Below are 15,669 nucleotides of genomic sequence, written 5' to 3' on the forward strand. Positions count from 1 at the left end.
GGGCTACGCCCCACGCCGGGCTGGCCAGCGCCTCGGCGCTGCTGGCCAGACAGTAGGGCACCGCACCTCCGTCGACGGCCATGCGGCGCGGTGCCGCGCCCGGCGGTAGGGCCGTGGGTTTGCTGGGGGTGGACGCGGCAGCCTCGCGGTTCATCGGCGGGCCGGGCCGCCGTGCCTGCCCGCCGCCTGGGCGATGGACGCGAACGTCGTTCCTGCCAGGAGCCCGAAGACAAGGTGGGCGCCGAGGCTGGAGGCGGTGACATCGTTCCAGGCGAAGACAGGCATGCCCATGTTGGCAGGCATGATCCACAGAGCGCCGACCGTCCACCACACGGCGCCGTAGACGAGTCCGAGGACGATCGCGGGGGCGATGCGCTGGGCGAACCGACCCAGGACGACGCCGAAGGCGACGCCGGCGAAGGTGGCGATCCCGAGGTGGATCAGCCAGCCGGCGAAGGCGTTGGTGGAGCCCAGGAGCCCCGCGACCATGGTGATCATCGCCGTGTCCATCATCGGCCGGGACACCGACATCCAGATGCCCATCCCGATGCCGCCGACCAGCCCGGCCGCGGCGCCCCACACCGCGTACACCGGGATAGCGGCCGTCTTGGGAGATGCCTGCACGGTAGTGGCCATGGTGATCGCCCTCCTATGTGCGACTGAGTTTCCTCTCTCGTCGCTGACGCTAGGACGCAGGGCACATGCAGGTATGTGAGGGCGCTTACGTACCCGGCGGTAGACCGCCGGGCCGTCAGGGCGATGGCTTCACGGCGGTCAGCAGGGCGTAGCCGAGAACGCCGTCGGTGACGGCGGCGCGGGCAGCGTCCAGCACGGCCGGGGCCGCGCCCACGTCGACGCCCGCGTCGGCGAGGCGGGTCGGGGCGGTGATACGGAGCAGGTCGAGGCGGGCCTGGATCTGGTCGATCATGCGAATCATCGCCTCGTCGTGCCGCTCCGTGGTGAGGGTGCGCAGCCCGGCAGCGGCGAGGAGCTCGGCGTAGTCGTCGAGCGGGCGGGCGTCGGCGATGCAGGCGATGCGGGCGGTCAGCCCGCGCAGTTCGGGCCGGAGGCGGTCGGTGTCGGCGGTGACGTCGGTGAGGCCGAGGCTTCCGCCGGGTTTCAGCACGCGGGCGACTTCGGCTGCTGCCCTGGGCTTGTCGGGAAAGGTGCACAGCGCGCACTCGGACACCACCGCGTCGAAGATGCCGTCGTCGTAAGGGAGATGCTCGGCGTCGCCGGTGGTGAAGGCGGCCCGGTCGGTGAGCCCTGCGGCTTCGGCGGCTCCCTGGGCGAGGGCGGTGTTGGCCGGTGCGTAGTTGACGCCGTCGGCCCTGACTCCGTAGACATCCGCGAGCAGGAGCGCGGTGGTGCCGCGGCCTGATGCGACGTCGAGGACCCGCAGGCCGGGAGTGAGCGCGAGCCGGTCGGCGAGGCGGCGGGTCAGCGCGGTGCCGCCGGGATGGTAGGAGTCCCCGAGCAGCATCGCGACGATGTCCTTCGAGTACGCGTCCGCGCAGCAGGACTTGATCTCCTCGTGGTTCACGGCCGGCGCTCCTCGCTCCCAATGCGGGTGGTCTTCGAGCCGTACGGGGTCGTCGTCAGCCGTCCCTCGAGGGGCAGCGCGTTCGGGGCCACCGGAGCGACGGGGACGCCGGACATCTCGGCGCGGACCTGTTCGCGGTAGCCGACGGAGTTGTAGGCGCAGAACGGGATGAGCCGGCCGTCGGGGGTGATCTCCTCGACGCAGCACTTCATCAGCTGCTTGACGTTGAGGGTGTAGGGGTCCTGGAAGTCCTGCACGACGATCATGAACGCCTTGTCGTTCAACTGCTTCACCGCCTCCGGCAGGTCGATGCCGCAGGCGTCCGCGCAGTCCAGAGCCTCGGCGGTCGCGCGGAGCTTGTCCTCGGTCGTCTCGGTCCCCATGAACGCGGAGGCCGACCACAGTTTCTCCAGGGCCTCGCGGATGCCGGCATCGGGCATGACGCGGTTGGTGACGTAATCGAGATAGTCCTCCACGTTCAGCAGCCGCGGGACGGGCACGACGGTGCGGTTGCCCGGTTCGCCGTCCACCAGGAGGTAGGTGATGGAGCGGCAGGTGGGGAAGCAGCACGGTACGGGGAAGAAGTCGCCCTTCCGGAACCAGGGGGGCCGTTGTGCGTTGATCAGCCGGATGACGTCCGGGTTGGTGAGCCTCTCCAACGGGTCGAACTCCACGTGCCGTCCGGAGTGGGTGACCGGCTGGAAGGCCACGGACCGTACGGCGGGGTGGTCGATGCCGTACTCGATGATCGCTCCGAGCTCGTGCTCATTCAGGCCGCGCTCCACGGCCGCGACTAGGGTGACGGTCAGCCCGGCCTCGGCGCAGTTGTCCAGCGCCCGCTGCTTGAACGTGCGCAGGTCCCGGCCGCGGATCTCCAGATGGGTGCGCTCGTCGAAGCCGTCGAACTGGAGGTAGACGTTCACCGACCTGCCGGGGACCTGGTTGCGTTTGCCGAGCTCGGCCACGAAGTTCTTGTCGGTGGCCAGGCGGATGCCGTTGGTGTTGAGGTTGACGTTCTTGATCGGGCGAGCCTGGGCGAGGTCGATGAAGTCGAGGATGTGCTTGTGGATGGTGGGCTCGCCGCCGGAGAACATCACCACCTCCGGCTCGCCCTCGGAGGCGACGAAGGCGTCGAGCATCCGCTCGCACTGCTCAAGGGTGATCGAGTAGCCGTCGCTCTGGTGCCCGGAGTCGGCGAAGCAGATCGGGCAGTCAAGGTTGCAGCCGGTATTCACCTCGATGACGCCCAGGCAGGCGTGCTGCTTGTGCTCCGGGCACAGCCCGCAGTCGGACGGGCAGCCGTCCTTCACCTCGGTCTGGAAGGTCAGGGGGATCGTGCCGGGCTTGTTGAACCGCGCCGAGGACAGGTACTCCTCCGCGTCCCCGTACACCAGCGCCTCGAACTCGCCGTGCTCACGGCAGCGTTTGCGCAGATACACCTTTTCCGCGCGGATGTTGACCTGCGCGTCGATGGGTGTCTTGCACAGCGGACAGATCGACTTGGTGAACTCCACGAACACCTCGTCCCGGTCCGCCTTGCGCCTCGGCGCCGGTGCCTGGGTCATCGCAGAACTCCTCTTCCATGGGGGATTGGTTCAGCGGACGTCGCCGCCCGGATCGACTTCTTCGTGTGGCTGGGGGCTGGCCGGGACGGTCATGCAGCACTCCTCCGGCCCGGCGCCCAGGCGGCGACGCGCTCGGCAGCGCAGGGCGTAGCCGGCGCCGGCGAGCAGCACGACCGCGCCGACGGTGATCAGCCACGGGTTGGCCAGGGCCCCTCCGACGGCGCCCATTGCTCCGCCGGCCACGAGCAGCGGACCCGCGCAGCACACCACCATCAGCAGCCCGGCACCTACGACGGTCGCGAAGCCGCCGAGACCGGACCGTTCACGGGATGCGGACTTCACGGCTCGTCTCCTCCCCCTCGTCGGAGGGCAGCGGGGCGGGCGACCGGCGGGCGGAGTGGATCAGGATGCCCGCGTAGAGCAGGGTCAGGGCGTCCTGGACGAGAACGAACCAGCTCAGCCGCTGCGTGAGGTAGAGGCCGAAGCAGCCGCAGTTGTCCACCGCTAGCCCCCGCGCGAACGCCTGCGCGGCCAGCACCGTCCACACCACCGATACACCCGTGTACACCCACACCGGCGCCAGGGCCTTCGAGCGAGGGCGGGCCAGGAAGCAGACGCCAGCCACCAGCTCGCCCGCGATCAGTGCCACGGCCAGCGCGGTCGCCCCGGCGCCGTCCACCAGCCCGTACGCGGCCAGAATCCCGGGCATGTGCCCGAGGGAGGCGAGCTGGCCGATCGCCATCGCCGTGTACACCGTCCCGAGCACGATCCGCAGCACCATGATCCGACCGTAGGCCGCCAAGGAGGGCGAGAACTGTAAGCGCGCTCACCGAAGCGCCGCCCGACACAGGGCACGATCGGCAGTACGAATCCCATCGGGTTCGGGAGGTGCCAGGTGACCGGCCAGTACGATCGGAAACCCCCTCGCCCGTCGCGGCGACAGGCGGGCCGTGGTCTGCGCCATCAGCCTGGTGCTCGCGGGCGGGGAGATCCTCGGCGGGAAACTGGCCTCAGACGGGCCCTCCGACCCGGTGACGGCCGTACAGCCGGGCCAGGACCCGTCACTGGAGGCGCTCGCCGGGCCCGCCGTGTCCGGCGGGCCCGGCAAGGACGGCATCCCCTCCATCGACAAGCCCCGGTTCATCCCTGCGAGCAAGGCCGGCTTCCTCGACGACGATCCGGTCTTCGGCCTGGAGTACCAAGGTGAGGTGAGGGCCTATCCGCAGCTGGTGCTGGTGTGGCACGAGATCGTCAACGACACCGTCGGCGGCGAACCCCGCGCGGTCACCTACTGCCCGCTGACCGGCACGGTCATCGCCTTCTCCGCCCTGCCCGGCGTCCAGGACCTGACGTTCGGTACCACCGGCAAGCTCGTCAACTCCAACCTGCTGATGTACGACCGGCAGACCGGATCGCAGTGGCCGCAACTGCTCGGACAGGGTCAGCGGCCCGCTCAAGGGCACGAAGCTGGACACCGTCCCGCTGGTGTGGACGACGTGGAAGCAGTGGCGGACCGCGCACCCCGACACCGAGGTGCTGTCCACGGACACCGGGGCGCTGCGCCAAGGGCCGGCCGATCTTCCCCGTACTCGCCTCCAGCGACCGGCTCGCCGACAAGGACGTCGTCATCGGCGTCCGCGTTGGCAAGGAGCGCCTCGCCATCGACAAGGACCTCGTCCGCACGCACCGGACCGTGCGCGCCGAGGTAGGCGGCACACGAGTGGAGGCCCGCTGGGACGACCAGCTCGGCACCGCCCACGTCTTCCAGCAAGAGGGTGAGCGGTGGGAGCCGGCGGACTGTCTGGACGCCATGTGGTTCGCCTGGTACGCGTTCTATCCAGGCGGCCAGGTGCGGACATGAGCAGGCTGCTGACCGCACTCGGGGTATCGAGATGCGGGTCAAAGGGGCAATGAGTTGATCTTGAAGCTTTTGACGGGCATCGGGATCACTCGGCGCTGTCGGTGTCCTCGGCGAGGATGCGGTAGACGGTGGCGACCGAGGGGCGCTTGCCCTGGTTCTTGCCCGAGGTGATGACGAGTTTGCGAGCGATCTCGGGGACGGGGACGCCGTTGGCTCGCAGGCTGCGGGCGTAGTCGGCCATATCGTCCGCCCTGCTGGGCGGTACTGCACCGGGCATACCCCACCTTCGTGGGCTTCGTGGTGGCCTCGGGCGCGGCGGCGTCGATCTCCGGGCCCAGCTCCCACGCGCGGCCGGGGCCGCGGTCGGCGGGGGTGCATGAAGCGGGGGGTGTGGTACTTGGGGGCGACCTTGCCGCCGCGGGTGCGGCAGGTGCTTCCGGCGGGCACCTCACAGGTGGGGCAGTCGAACTGTTCGATGATGGTGGCCGGTTCGGGGGGGCTCTGGCATGTCGCAGAACCGCTTCTGAGAGCACGGAGCGTGACTGCATTCACTAGAGGTGATCAGGGGGCTGGGTCGCTCGGTGGGTGAGCGGCGACGACGCGGCGGAAGAGGGCTTGGACGGCTCCGGTGACGTCGGTGTCGGTCTGGGTGTGGTGGCAGGGGCCGGTTAGGCGTGGGCGAGGAAGTCCGCGGTGAGTTCGGGGTCGGGCACGTCGAACTCACCCGCCACGTGGCCTTCCGTGAGGAGGGTGACGAGCAGGTCGCGGGCGGCGGTGGCGGGTTCCTCGCCGGTGGCGCCGCCGGGTTCGTGGAAGAGCTGATGGTAGAGCTCGTGGTGGTTCTGTTCGGCGGCGATCCAGGCGGCGACGAGTCCGTCGAGACGTTCGGTCCAGGTCAGGCCGGGCCGTTCCAGGAGGGCGGCGGGCCGCTGGAGCATGCGGTCCCACATCTCGGCCTGGAGGGCGGCCAGGAGTTCCTGTTTGGAGTCGAAGTAGAGGTAGACCGTGCCTTTGGCGACCCCGGCGCGGGCGGCGACCTTGCTGATCGTCAGGGCCTCGTAGCCGTCGTCCAGGAGCAGGGCGGACGTGGCGTCGAGGATCTGGCGGCGGCGGACATCCGGGGGCTGGAAGCGGCCGGTGGGCTGGGCGATCGCGGAGCTGGGGTGAAGTCGACGTCCAGTTTCGGGTCGTACGCGTCGGGCTGGACGCCGAGCTCGTGTGTGGAGTACTCGCCGAACCGGTTGATGTGCTCGGTCAGGTACGGCGAGATGCGGGCCAGGTCCTCCGGCTCGATCTCCCAGTCTTCCTCCAACAGCTGCCGGACGATCTCCGCGATGTCCAGGGCGTTGTGCCTTCTCCTGCTCGACCGGGTCGTTGTCCGCGATGACCCCTCGGTTGCCGAAGCCGATCCGCTGCGAGAAGCCGTTGAACGTTTCGGTCTTGTTCGTCGCCGCGGTCACCCGCCGGCGAAGCGCCGGATCGGAGAGGTACCGCAGTAGTTGCACGGTGCGGATCACGCGGCCGACCTCGCGGAAGGCGGCGTAGGTGGCGTTCTTCTTGGAGCCCGAGCGCAGCCGCTTGAGCAGCGTGGACGAGGAGATCGCTCCCTCCCGTACGGAGACGGCGACCTTCATCAGGTGCCGGAACTGGGACTCGATCAGGTCCCAGTCGATGACGTTCTTCCCCACCTCGCCGAACAGGGCGTCGATGTGCACGTACTCGCTGGTCTTGGCCGGCCGGTAGAAGGTCAGGCCCTTCCAGTTCCTGATTTGGGCATGAGGTCGAAGCCCAGGAGGTGCGCGAGCGCGAACACCGGCTGGGACTGCCCCTGGGTGTCCGCGTGCACGGTGGTCGGCTTCACCTCGGAGGAGTTCTTGAGCAGACCCTCGATGATGTAGACGGCCTCCCACACCCCGCACGGGAAAGCGCGCGGGTTCGCAGAATCTTGCCGCTGACCTGGGATCGCGGCAAGGAGATGTCGGCCCATGCGCAGTTCAGAGTCGAGACAGGCATTCCCGATTTCTCCGCCGATCCGCATAGTCCGTGGCAGCGTGGCACGAACGAGAACACCAACGGGCTCTTGCGCCAGTACTTCCCGAAAGGCACCGATCTCTCGAGATGGTCCGCCGAGGAAGTCGAGGCCGTCGCTCACACTCTCAACAGCAGACCCCGCAAGACGCTCGGTTGGAAGACACCCGCCGAGGCGTTCAACGAGCAGCTACAGTTGCTTCAACAAGCTGGTGTTGCAACGACCGGTTGAATACGGTCAATTCAGGTCCCGGAAGTTCGTCCGGGCGCTCGACCGCCACCGGATGGACGGATCGATAGGGAGGGTCGGGGCAGCCGGCGACAACGCGGCCATGGAGTCCTTCTTCAGCCTGCTGCAGAAGAACGTCCTCGACCGCAGGAAGTGAGCCACCTGCGAGGAACTACGGATCGCCATCGTGACCTGGATCGAGCGGACCTACCACCGCCGTCGCCGGCAAGCCGCACTCGGCCGACTGACCCCCGTCGAATTCGAGACCGTCATGACCACACCGGCCCTCCAGGCCGCGTGACTCAACCTGTCACCCGAACCAGCATCAGACCCGCCCGAGCCAAGACGACGAAGCGATCGCATCGAAGACGGCAACCAGCGAGTCTATTCGAACACGGGAGTTGGTCAGGCACTTGAGTAACAGCTACTCGTGATCGATCTTGAGTGAGTGGCCCCTGGGCTCACACGTGTCCATCCCGGAGACGGCGTCATGGGGTTGTCCCGGCACCCGCCGCTTTCCCCGCAGGCTGGTCACCCCATGCTGAGTGGGCGATCAGGTCGTGCCAGTCGGGCAGTGTGCCTTCCGGCAGATGGCGGCGCAGTACCTGGCCGGGGAAGCTCAAAGGGCTGGCCTTGGCCGGGTTCTCCAGGGCCTGCGCGACGATCGCGTCGGTGATCGCATAGGCCAGGTCGTCCCGGGGGAATGCGGCGTGGACACGGTCCGCGAAGCCTGGCGGCAGTTGCTCCCCGCCGCGTCCCAGCACGTCAACGGCGGCGCCTGCCTGGGTCAGCGCGACTTCCGGACCCTTGCGGTGCGCGATCCCGTCCGATGTGTGCAGCGCGATGGCGTCCCACACCACCGCGACCCGCGCCTCGTCTGCCCCGTGTTCCCGCAGGAACCGGGCGGCCAGGTCGGCCCCGTCCACCTCGAACCGCTGGCCTCCGTTGCCCTGCTCGCACAGGCCCAGATCGTGCAGGACGCAGCCCAGGAACACCACCTCGTCGTCGTAGTCGGCGCCGGGCCGCAGTCCCTGCAGGTCGGCCAGGGTGCGGGCGAACAGATAGCTGCGCACGCTGTGCCGGTACAGGAAGCCGGGCTCGGCGTCCGCGACGAACCGCAGCGCACGTGAGGTCAGCTCGGTACGCGGCAGGTCGAAGTCCGCACACGGGTCGGGGAGGGAAAGGTCCACAGTGGGCTCCTCAGCAGATCGGGGTTGCTCCGATCCTGCGGCAGCTCCAGCCCCCGGGAACAGTGGCTGGAATGCCAGCATGCGCTAACTTCTAGCCATGACGGTCATCGCCATCCTCGCTCTCGACGGCGTCCTGCCCTTCGAGCTGTCCGTACCCGGCCAGGTCTTCGGCACGGCCAACGAGGTCGCCGCCACCCGGCACTACCAGCTGCGGGTGTGTGCCCCCCACCCGACCGTCACCACCTCACCGGAACACGGAGCGTTTCAGATCCAGGTGCCGTACCGGCTGGACGCCCTCACGGAGGCGGACACCGTCATCGTCCCCGCCCACGCCGGTTTCCTCGACCCTCCGCCCGGCCCCGTGGTGACGGCCCTGCGCGACGCGGCAGCCCGCGGCGCCCGCATGGCCTCGGTGTGCGTCGGCGCGTTCACACTCGCCGCCACCGGTCTACTCGACGGGCACAAGGCCACCACCCACTGGCAGTACGCGGACGAACTCACCCGCCGCCATCCGCGCGTGGCCGTGGACAGCGGTGTCCTGTTCGTCGACAACGGCGACCTGATCACGTCGGCCGGCGTCGCCGCAGCGCTGGACCTGTGCTTGCACCTGGTCCACCGCGACCTGGGCGCGGACTGTGCGGCGGCTACCGCACGCCGCACCGTGATGCCGTTGCAACGCGACGGTGGGCAGGCCCAGTTCATCGAGCCGTCCCAGACTGCGGCGACCGGCACCACCCTGCTGGGCCCGACACTGCACTGGATGGCCGGCAACCTGCACCGCCCGCTCACACTGGCAGATATCGCGGGTCACGCGGCGATGAGCGTGCGCAGCCTCAACCGGCACTTCCGCGCGCAGACGGGCACCACGCCGAAGCAGTGGCTGCTGCGCGCTCGCGTCCGCCGCGCCCAGCAACTCCTGGAGACGACCGACCTCCCGGTCGAGCGCATCGCCGACGCGAGCGGATTCGGCTCCGCAGTGACGCTGCGACACCATTTCGCCCGCGTGGCAGGCACGTCACCGCACGCGTACCGCACTGCGTTCCAAGCACGGTGACGCCCAACGCGAACAAGTGAACCGCCGACTTGTATGGGGGTAGCGGGACGCGGTCGGGTTGGCCGCTCGTAGCGTGCCGTAGGACACCGTGCCGGGTGACTCGTGAACCGTCTGCCGCCCTCAAGGGCTGGCTCTCCCGGGGTATGTCGCCGGTCCGGTGTCCGTCCGCGGTCTGACTCAACAGAGGCGTGTCCCGGCCAGTTGGTTCCAGAAGTCGGCGTGTCGGCCGTGGATGCCCTGTCGTCCGACCGTGAGGAACACTGAGCCTTTTCCATCCTCACTCTGAGCTGGCCAGATGCAGGGCGAGGACGGCCCGGACGAGGCTGGTGACGCGGGTGGTCGAGCACCGGAGCCTGCGGAGGAGCCGCCAGGATTTGAGGGTGGCCATGGCCTGCTCGACGAGTGCGCGAATCTTCGCGTGGGACCGGTTGACGGCCTGCTGGCCGGTGGAAAGGGTTTCCCAGCGGCCCCAGTAGGGGGTTCGAACGTTCCCGCCGGCGCCCCGATATGCCTTGTCCGCCCAGCACTTGATGTCGGCTGCGGCAAGGGTGTCGACGATGCCGTGCTCGCGGGCCGCGCGGACATCGTGGACGGCGCCGGGCAGTGCCGGCGAGGCCCACAGCAGCCGGCCGAAGGGATCCGTGAGGACCTGCAGGTTCATCCCGTGTTTCTTGTGTTTCCCGGAGTAGAAGGGCGGGTCCGCGGCGATGCGGTCGGTCGGCAGGAGTGTGCCGTCGAGGATTACGAACGCCTTCGTCGACGCGACCCGGATCGCGTCGGCCAGGGTGGGCGCGAGGCCTGCCAGGAGTTCGACAGCCTCGGTGGCATACCGATAGGCGGTCGTGGTTCCGATACCGAATCCGGCCGCGAGCTGGGCATACGTGTTGGTCATGTCCCCTGTGGTGGTGTAGCCGGACCGATCTGATCGTTGTTGGGGTAGATTTTGTCCATACTGCCTTCGGGGAGGTAGCGGCGGGGGAAGGCGATCCACTCGTCGTGCATCTCGATGAGCACGGCGGTGGTGAGGCGTTCGAGGGCGTCGGGGTTGGGGAAGATCTGCACGACGTCGGTCCGGCGTTTGATCTCGCGGTTGATCCGCTCCAGCGGATTGGTCGACTGGATCTTCTTCCAGTGCCGATCAGGGAAGTCCGCGAACGCGGTCAAGTCCTCCTTCGCTTCCAGGAGCATGGACCTGACCTTGGGGAACTGGCGGCCGAGCATGTCGGCGACGGTGTCGAGCTGGGCCCGGACGGCTGCGGCGTCGGGCTGGGCGAAGACCGTGCGGATGGTGGCCGCCACCATCTCCGCGGAATCCTTCGGGATCACCGCGAAGACGTTGCGCAGGAAATGAACGCGGCACCTTTGGTAGCCGGCGCCGAGCATGACCTTGCGCACGGCCTTGACCAGACCGCTGTGGTGGTCGGCGATGACCAGGCGGACCCCGGACAGACCGCGCTCGCGCAGGGAGCGCAGGAACTCGCTCCAGAACGCCTCGGTCTCGCTGTCCCCGACCATCAGGCCCAGCACTTCGCGTCCGCCGTCCTCGGTGATGCCGGTGGCGATGACTACGGCCTGGGACACGATCTGATGGTTCACGCGGGCCTTGCAGTACGTCGCGTCCAGGTAGATGTAGGGGAAACGGGTGTGATCCAGCGGCCGGGTGCGGAAGACGGTGAGTTCGGCGTCCAGCCCGGTGCAGAGCCGGGACACCTCGCTCTTGGAGATGCCGCTGTCAGCACCCAGTGCCCTGACCAGGTCGTCGACGCTGCGGGTGGACACTCCGTGGACGTATGCCTCGACGATGACGGCGTAGAGGGCCTGGTCGATGCGGCGACGGCGTTCCAGCAGGCTGGGGAAGAAGCTGCCGGTGCGGACCTTGGGGATGGCCAGGTCCAGGTCCCCGGCCTGCGTGGTCAGTACTTTGTCGCGGTGACCGTTGCGCCAGGTCGTACGGGTGTCGGCGTGCTCGCCGGGCTCCGCGCCGATGTGGGCGGTGGCCTCGGCCTCGATGAGTTCCTGCAGGATCCGCTGGGCCAGGACCCTGATCAACTCGATTCCGTCCGCCGTACGCAGTGACTCCATCAGCCGAAGTAAGTCATGCTGGGACAAGGCCATCGTGTCACCTCTCTCAACGAGCTTCGCTACTCGGAGAGTTGCGCGATGGCCGCCTCATGACCAGGGGCTATGCGGAGATCGCTGCTACACCACTCGGCGGGACACCATCTACGTGTTTCCCATCCGCAGGTGGGCGAGTGCGAGCAGGGCCTGGCGGCCGGGGTTCAGACGCCTCCAGCGGGAGCCGATCGCGCGACGGTGCTGCCGCAGACGGGCGGACAGGAAGCGCAGGGCAGAGCTGGACACGTCGACGCCCGAAGGGTAGACAAGCATGCGAAGCCTCTGGTGGAGACGGTTCTCTTGGTCGAAAACCCATCTACCAGGGGCTTCACCACGTTGTCACCCCAACTGGCTCGCTGTTGCCGCAAGTTGGAAAGGGCTCACTGTCCCGTGATATTGCTCGGTGTCGACCCCCATAAGACCGTGTCCTATGTGGTGACGGCTCGTTGGATGGTTCATGGGGCGGGGTACGTGGAGTTGGATTGTTCCGGACGGGTTGTGGGAGATCGCGAAGCCGCTGATCCCGTTGTCGAAGGTACGGCCGCAGGGCGGCGGGGACGCAGGACACACCAGACGAGACGCTGTTCGCTGCGATCGTCTACGTATTGGTCAGCGGCTGTGCCTGGCGGGCTCTGCCGCCGTGCTTCGGCATCTCCAAGTCCACCGCTCATCGTCGGTTCATGATCTGGTCCAGGGCCGGCGTCTGGGGACGGTTGCACGAAGCGGTCCTCGACAGGATCGACGAGTGCGGCCTGCTGGACCTGTCCCGCACGGTCCTCGACTCTGCCCACGTGCGGGCCAAAAAGGGGGCGAACTCACAGGTCCGAGCCCCGTGGACCGGGGCAAGGCGGGTTCCAAGATGCACGTCCTGTCGGACGGACACGGACTGCCCCTCATCGTCGGCGTCTCCGCAGCCAACACGCACGACAGTCTCGGACTGAAGCCCATGGTGGCCGGTCTCCTATCGAGACACGACCCCCACCGCGGCTGGCACTACAAGCCCCGAAAACTGCACGCCGACAAGGCATACGACATACCTGAACTGCGGAAATGGTTACGCGGCAAGCGCATCGCAGTCCGGATCGCCCGCAAAGGCATCGAGTCCAGCGAACGACTCGGCCGACGTCGCTGGGTCATCGAACGCACCATGTCCTGGCTCACCGGCTACCGCAGACTCAACCACCGCTACGAGCGCCATCCCCGCAACTACCTGGCCTTCCTCGGCCTCGCCGCCGCCCTCTGCTGCTACAAACGACTCATCCGCCTCACCACATAGGACACGGTCTTAAGAGACGTAAAACGCCGGTTCCTCGCGTACTCCTCTCCACCACGCTTGCCGGACCCGCCCCATCTGGCAGTACTGGACACGTCCCGGCGTTGTCAGGGCCGCTCTCGCCCTCCCCGGCATCACCCGGATCAGGCTGCCCTCAGCTACAACCCCACTGCTGCGACAGCGGGTTGGTGCAGGTCTTCCACCCCCACTCGAACCAACAGCGCCTCACGGCGCAAACGGAAAGCGAGCCAGAACCCTTTGAAGTGCACGAAGCCAGCCGTGACGGCTACCAGTGACCGCTCGGCGGCGAGGTCGTTGGCGTACGCCTCGCGCTGATCGGCCGTCCACTGCCACGCCCCGGAGGACCACGACTCCTCCAAGGGAACCATGTGATCAACGTCGTAGTAGGAGACCCACTCACCCCCCGACAGCTTGCAGCCATCCCCCCGCTCGGGCTGTTTCACCGCCTCGGCGAGCATCAGCTCCTCCCGGGTATCGCACCCGTCATCGGCCTGCACCCCGCCGTTCCAGTGCTTGAACAACTTCCGGTCGTAGCCGCCCTCGTCCAGCAGCCGCACATCCGGGGTGCACCTTGGCGGCGAAGTACGCCAAACCGCGCGCCTGCGAGGAGGCGGCGCGCAGCCCGAGGACGGGCAGCGGCCGGGAGGCGGCGAGCAGCCGGCCGGCCCGCTCCACCGGCTCGGGTTCGGCGAGCATCGCCGCGAGGTGCCGGAGGTTCTCGAGGCATCGCGCACAGCATGGTCCGCAGGGCGGGTGACGTGCCCTTCCTGTCGAGTGTGGAGCTGGCCGGGGTCAGCCAGCCGTCCGTGACCCGGTTCGCCGTCGACCTCGGCTTCGACGGCTATCCGGCGCTGCGCCGGCATCTGCGCGAGGTCGCCCCGCCGGAGGCCGCCGTGCCCGACGAGGACACGCCCAACGAGTACCGGCAGGCCGTGCGGGCCGGGAAGATGAGCGACAGCCCGGCCGCACAGCTGCAAGCGCTCTTCGAGGGGCACCGGCTCACGCACGACGGTGGGCGCCTGCGGTTGTCAGCCCTTGACGAGGAGGCCGCGGCTGCGGAGGACCCATCGCTCCAGCGGGCTGAAGATCAGGAGGTCGATGGCGATGCCGACGGTGAGGATGAGGAGGATGGCGAGGAAGATGCCGGGTATGTCGAAGTTGTTGCGGCCGTTCTCCAGTAGTTGGCCCAGGCCCAGGCCGAGGTCGGGGGAGGAGGCGATGATCTCGGCGGCCATGAGGGAGCGCCAGGAGAAGGCCCACCCCTGTTTGAGGCCGGAGAGGTAGCCGGGCAGGGCGGCGGGCATCACGATGTGCCGGGCGCCGCGGAGTCCGGTGGCGCCCATGGTGCGGCCGGCGCGGAGGAACAGAGGTGGGACGTGGTCGATGCCGGACACCAGGCCGTTGGCGATGGAGGGGACGGCGCCGAGGAGGATGACGGTGAACATCATGGTGTCGTTGAGGCCGAACCAAAGCACGGCCGGTGGGATCCAGGCCACCGAGGGCAGGGACTGGAGTCCGGAGAGGATCGGGCCGATCGCGGCGCGCACGAACTTCACGCGGGCGACGAGGAGTCCGAGAGGGGTGCCGATGGCGAGGGCGAGGAGGAAGCCGAGCAGTCCGCGGGACACGCTCGTCCAGACGACTTCCAGGAGGGTGCCCTGTGCCCACATGGTGGTGAGGCTGTCCCAGACGGCGGACGGCGGCGGGAGTTTGTAGCTGTCGGTGGCCTCGGCGGTGACCAGGAGTTGCCAGACCGCCAGCACCAGGATCACGGCGGTGACCGGGGGCAGGATCTTCTGCAGCAGGATCTGGCGCAGTGGTGTGCGGGTGTTCTGGACGGTGTCGAGGGCGTCGAGCCCGGCCTCCAGGCCCGCGAGGTCGTCGGCGGGTGAGGCGCCCTTCGCGGACGGATTCCCGGACGCGGGGCCGCCGGTCCCGGTCCCGGCCTTGGTCACGGCCGGGTCGGTCGTGTCAGTGCTGGCCATGGCGGCGGATCTCCCCACGCAGTTCCTCGGTGATCTCGACGGACAGCTCCGCGACGGCGGTGTCCTCGATACGGCGCGGCTGGTGGATGCCGACGGTCCATTCACGGGCGACGCGGCCCGGGCGGGAGGAGAGCAGGACCACGCGCTGGGCGAGGCGGACGGCTTCGCGCACGTTGTGGGTGACGAACAGGACGGAGAGGGAGGTCTCGTTCCAGATCCGGGTCAGCTCGTCGTGGAGGACGTCCCGGGTGATGGCGTCCAGGGCGGCGAACGGCTCGTCCATCAGCAGGAGGTCGCTGTCCTGGGCCAGGGCGCGGGCCAGGGCGACGCGCTGGCGCATGCCGCCGGACAGTTCGTGGACCCGCTTGCGGTGGGCGCCGCCGAGGCGGACCAGTTCGAGGAGGCGTTCGGCCTCCTGACGGCGTTCGGCCTTGGGCACACCGCGGAGTTTGAGGGCGAGTTCGATGTTGCGTCCCGCCGTGAGCCAGGGCAGCAGGGCGTGTTCCTGGAACATCAGGGCGGGCCGGCCGCCGGGGGTCTCGATGGTGCCCGAGGTCGGGCGGTCGAGTCCGGCGACCAGGTTGAGCAGAGTGGACTTACCGCAGCCGGAGGCCCCCAGGAGGGTGACGAACTCGCCCCGGCCGACATCGAGGGTGATGTCGTCGAGGACGAGCTGCCGCCCGGCGGGTCCGGCGAAGGACTTCGAGACGTGCTCGAGGCGGGCGGCGGGGGCCGCCGTGCTGCCGGCGAACCGGTCGGCTCCGGCGGCGGCCTCGGTGGTGGTCGTGATGGCCATGATCGTCAC

At 68.6% G+C, this 15,669-nt stretch carries 14 protein-coding genes and 9 pseudogenes; 7 read left to right on the plus strand and 16 right to left on the minus strand.

Going from position 1 to position 15,669, the window contains the following annotated elements; genetic code table 11:
* Positions 1-150: 150 nt before the first annotated feature.
* The 5 genes from O7595_RS00350 to O7595_RS00370 all read right to left on the minus strand — a co-directional run bounded on the left by O7595_RS00350 (position 151) and on the right by O7595_RS00370 (position 3,889).
* Positions 151-636 carry a hypothetical protein gene (locus tag O7595_RS00350; RefSeq protein ID WP_269726717.1) on the minus strand — a complete coding sequence of 162 codons (486 nt, stop codon included), beginning with the start codon at positions 634-636 and terminating at the stop codon, positions 151-153.
* A gap of 115 nt (positions 637-751) precedes the next feature.
* Positions 752-1,543 carry a class I SAM-dependent methyltransferase gene (locus O7595_RS00355; RefSeq protein ID WP_269726718.1) on the minus strand — a complete coding sequence of 264 codons (792 nt, stop codon included), beginning with the start codon at positions 1,541-1,543 and terminating at the stop codon, positions 752-754.
* Positions 1,540-3,108 (minus strand): radical SAM protein, encoded by a 1,569-nt coding sequence (locus O7595_RS00360; RefSeq protein WP_269726719.1) that lies wholly within the window; start codon positions 3,106-3,108, stop codon positions 1,540-1,542. Before O7595_RS00360 ends, O7595_RS00355 begins: the two co-directional genes overlap by 4 nt.
* A gap of 30 nt (positions 3,109-3,138) precedes the next feature.
* Entirely contained in the window at positions 3,139-3,450 is a 312-nt protein-coding gene (locus tag O7595_RS00365; protein ID WP_269726720.1) for a hypothetical protein, read from the minus strand.
* Complete coding sequence (locus O7595_RS00370; protein WP_269726721.1) at positions 3,431-3,889, minus strand: MauE/DoxX family redox-associated membrane protein; 459 nt, start codon at positions 3,887-3,889, stop codon at positions 3,431-3,433. Before O7595_RS00370 ends, O7595_RS00365 begins: the two co-directional genes overlap by 20 nt.
* Positions 3,890-4,196: 307 nt before the next feature.
* Here O7595_RS00370 and O7595_RS33750 point away from each other — a divergent pair.
* A pseudogene (locus tag O7595_RS33750) lies at positions 4,197-4,614 on the plus strand (DUF3179 domain-containing (seleno)protein); the annotation flags it as partial.
* Between the two features lie 121 nt (positions 4,615-4,735).
* Positions 4,736-4,969, plus strand: coding sequence for a DUF3179 domain-containing (seleno)protein (locus tag O7595_RS33595; protein ID WP_332328340.1), 234 nt, complete (start codon positions 4,736-4,738; stop codon positions 4,967-4,969).
* An 85-nt stretch (positions 4,970-5,054) separates the two neighbouring features.
* On the opposite strand, the gene O7595_RS00380 is transcribed toward O7595_RS33595, so the two are convergent.
* From O7595_RS00380 to O7595_RS33755, 3 genes and pseudogenes are all read right to left on the minus strand, one after another.
* A complete protein-coding gene (locus O7595_RS00380; protein WP_269726722.1) occupies positions 5,055-5,246 on the minus strand; it encodes a hypothetical protein in 192 nt (63 codons plus the stop codon).
* A 391-nt stretch (positions 5,247-5,637) separates the two neighbouring features.
* Positions 5,638-6,378, minus strand: a complete 741-nt coding sequence (locus O7595_RS00385; protein WP_443071800.1) for a TetR/AcrR family transcriptional regulator — start codon at positions 6,376-6,378, stop codon at positions 5,638-5,640.
* Positions 6,379-7,007 (minus strand): annotated as a pseudogene (locus O7595_RS33755) (Tn3 family transposase); the annotation flags it as partial.
* On the opposite strand from O7595_RS33755, the pseudogene O7595_RS00395 reads away from it, so the two are divergent.
* Together O7595_RS00395 and O7595_RS00400 are read left to right on the plus strand one after the other, a co-directional pair.
* Positions 6,921-7,229 (plus strand): annotated as a pseudogene (locus O7595_RS00395) (IS30 family transposase); the annotation flags it as partial. The pseudogenes O7595_RS33755 and O7595_RS00395 sit on opposite strands and share 87 nt — an antisense overlap.
* A gap of 7 nt (positions 7,230-7,236) precedes the next feature.
* Positions 7,237-7,527 (plus strand): annotated as a pseudogene (locus O7595_RS00400) (integrase core domain-containing protein); the annotation flags it as partial.
* Positions 7,528-7,714: 187 nt separating this feature from the next.
* Here the strand turns inward: O7595_RS00400 and O7595_RS00405 are convergent.
* Positions 7,715-8,416, minus strand: a complete 702-nt coding sequence (locus tag O7595_RS00405; protein WP_269726725.1) for an HD domain-containing protein — start codon at positions 8,414-8,416, stop codon at positions 7,715-7,717.
* 97 nt (positions 8,417-8,513) lie between these two features.
* On the opposite strand from O7595_RS00405, the gene O7595_RS00410 reads away from it, so the two are divergent.
* Positions 8,514-9,470, plus strand: coding sequence for a GlxA family transcriptional regulator (locus O7595_RS00410; protein WP_269726726.1), 957 nt, complete (start codon positions 8,514-8,516; stop codon positions 9,468-9,470).
* 277 nt (positions 9,471-9,747) lie between these two features.
* Here O7595_RS00410 and O7595_RS00415 read toward each other — a convergent pair.
* The 3 genes and pseudogenes from O7595_RS00415 to O7595_RS00425 all read right to left on the minus strand — a co-directional run.
* Positions 9,748-10,353: pseudogene (locus O7595_RS00415) on the minus strand (transposase family protein); the annotation flags it as partial.
* 5 nt (positions 10,354-10,358) lie between these two features.
* A complete protein-coding gene (locus tag O7595_RS00420; RefSeq protein WP_269726693.1) occupies positions 10,359-11,585 on the minus strand; it encodes an IS256 family transposase in 1,227 nt (408 codons plus the stop codon).
* A 111-nt stretch (positions 11,586-11,696) separates the two neighbouring features.
* Positions 11,697-11,858 (minus strand): annotated as a pseudogene (locus tag O7595_RS00425) (IS5/IS1182 family transposase); the annotation flags it as partial.
* A gap of 184 nt (positions 11,859-12,042) precedes the next feature.
* Between O7595_RS00425 and O7595_RS00430 the strand changes: the two are divergent.
* Positions 12,043-12,861: pseudogene (locus O7595_RS00430) on the plus strand (IS5 family transposase).
* Between the two features lie 155 nt (positions 12,862-13,016).
* Here O7595_RS00430 and O7595_RS33600 read toward each other — a convergent pair.
* Both O7595_RS33600 and O7595_RS33760 read right to left on the minus strand, forming a co-directional pair.
* The gene (locus O7595_RS33600; protein ID WP_443071877.1) at positions 13,017-13,436 is read right to left on the minus strand and encodes a hypothetical protein; all 420 of its coding nucleotides are present in this window, start codon (positions 13,434-13,436) and stop codon (positions 13,017-13,019) included.
* A pseudogene (locus O7595_RS33760) lies at positions 13,413-13,602 on the minus strand (MurR/RpiR family transcriptional regulator); the annotation flags it as partial. The pseudogene O7595_RS33760 and the gene O7595_RS33600, both read right to left, overlap by 24 nt.
* On the opposite strand from O7595_RS33760, the pseudogene O7595_RS00445 reads away from it, so the two are divergent.
* A pseudogene (locus tag O7595_RS00445) lies at positions 13,599-13,820 on the plus strand (MurR/RpiR family transcriptional regulator); the annotation flags it as partial. The pseudogenes O7595_RS33760 and O7595_RS00445 sit on opposite strands and share 4 nt — an antisense overlap.
* A gap of 87 nt (positions 13,821-13,907) precedes the next feature.
* Here the strand turns inward: O7595_RS00445 and O7595_RS00450 are convergent.
* Entirely contained in the window at positions 13,908-14,864 is a 957-nt protein-coding gene (locus O7595_RS00450; protein WP_269726728.1) for an ABC transporter permease, read from the minus strand.
* Positions 14,851-15,660 carry an ABC transporter ATP-binding protein gene (locus O7595_RS00455; protein WP_269726729.1) on the minus strand — a complete coding sequence of 270 codons (810 nt, stop codon included), beginning with the start codon at positions 15,658-15,660 and terminating at the stop codon, positions 14,851-14,853. The genes O7595_RS00450 and O7595_RS00455 overlap by 14 nt, the downstream gene beginning before the upstream one ends.
* Positions 15,661-15,669: the final 9 nt, after the last annotated feature.

Source organism: Streptomyces sp. WMMC940 (genome assembly GCF_027460265.1).
Taxonomy (GTDB): Bacteria; Actinomycetota; Actinomycetes; order Streptomycetales; family Streptomycetaceae; genus Streptomyces.

Excerpts from the sequence above, each read along its gene's own strand:
- O7595_RS00450 (WP_269726728.1), bottom strand. The coding sequence starts at position 14,864 with ATGGCCAGCACTGACACGACCGACCCGGCCGTGACCAAGGCCGGGACC.
- O7595_RS00420 (WP_269726693.1), bottom strand. The coding sequence starts at position 11,585 with ATGGCCTTGTCCCAGCATGACTTACTTCGGCTGATGGAGTCACTGCGT.
- O7595_RS00370 (WP_269726721.1), bottom strand. The coding sequence starts at position 3,889 with ATGGTGCTGCGGATCGTGCTCGGGACGGTGTACACGGCGATGGCGATC.
- O7595_RS00410 (WP_269726726.1), top strand. The coding sequence starts at position 8,514 with ATGACGGTCATCGCCATCCTCGCTCTCGACGGCGTCCTGCCCTTCGAG.
- O7595_RS00350 (WP_269726717.1), bottom strand. The coding sequence starts at position 636 with ATGGCCACTACCGTGCAGGCATCTCCCAAGACGGCCGCTATCCCGGTG.
- O7595_RS00455 (WP_269726729.1), bottom strand. The coding sequence starts at position 15,660 with ATGGCCATCACGACCACCACCGAGGCCGCCGCCGGAGCCGACCGGTTC.
- O7595_RS00360 (WP_269726719.1), bottom strand. The coding sequence starts at position 3,108 with ATGACCCAGGCACCGGCGCCGAGGCGCAAGGCGGACCGGGACGAGGTG.
- O7595_RS00380 (WP_269726722.1), bottom strand. The coding sequence starts at position 5,246 with ATGCCCGGTGCAGTACCGCCCAGCAGGGCGGACGATATGGCCGACTAC.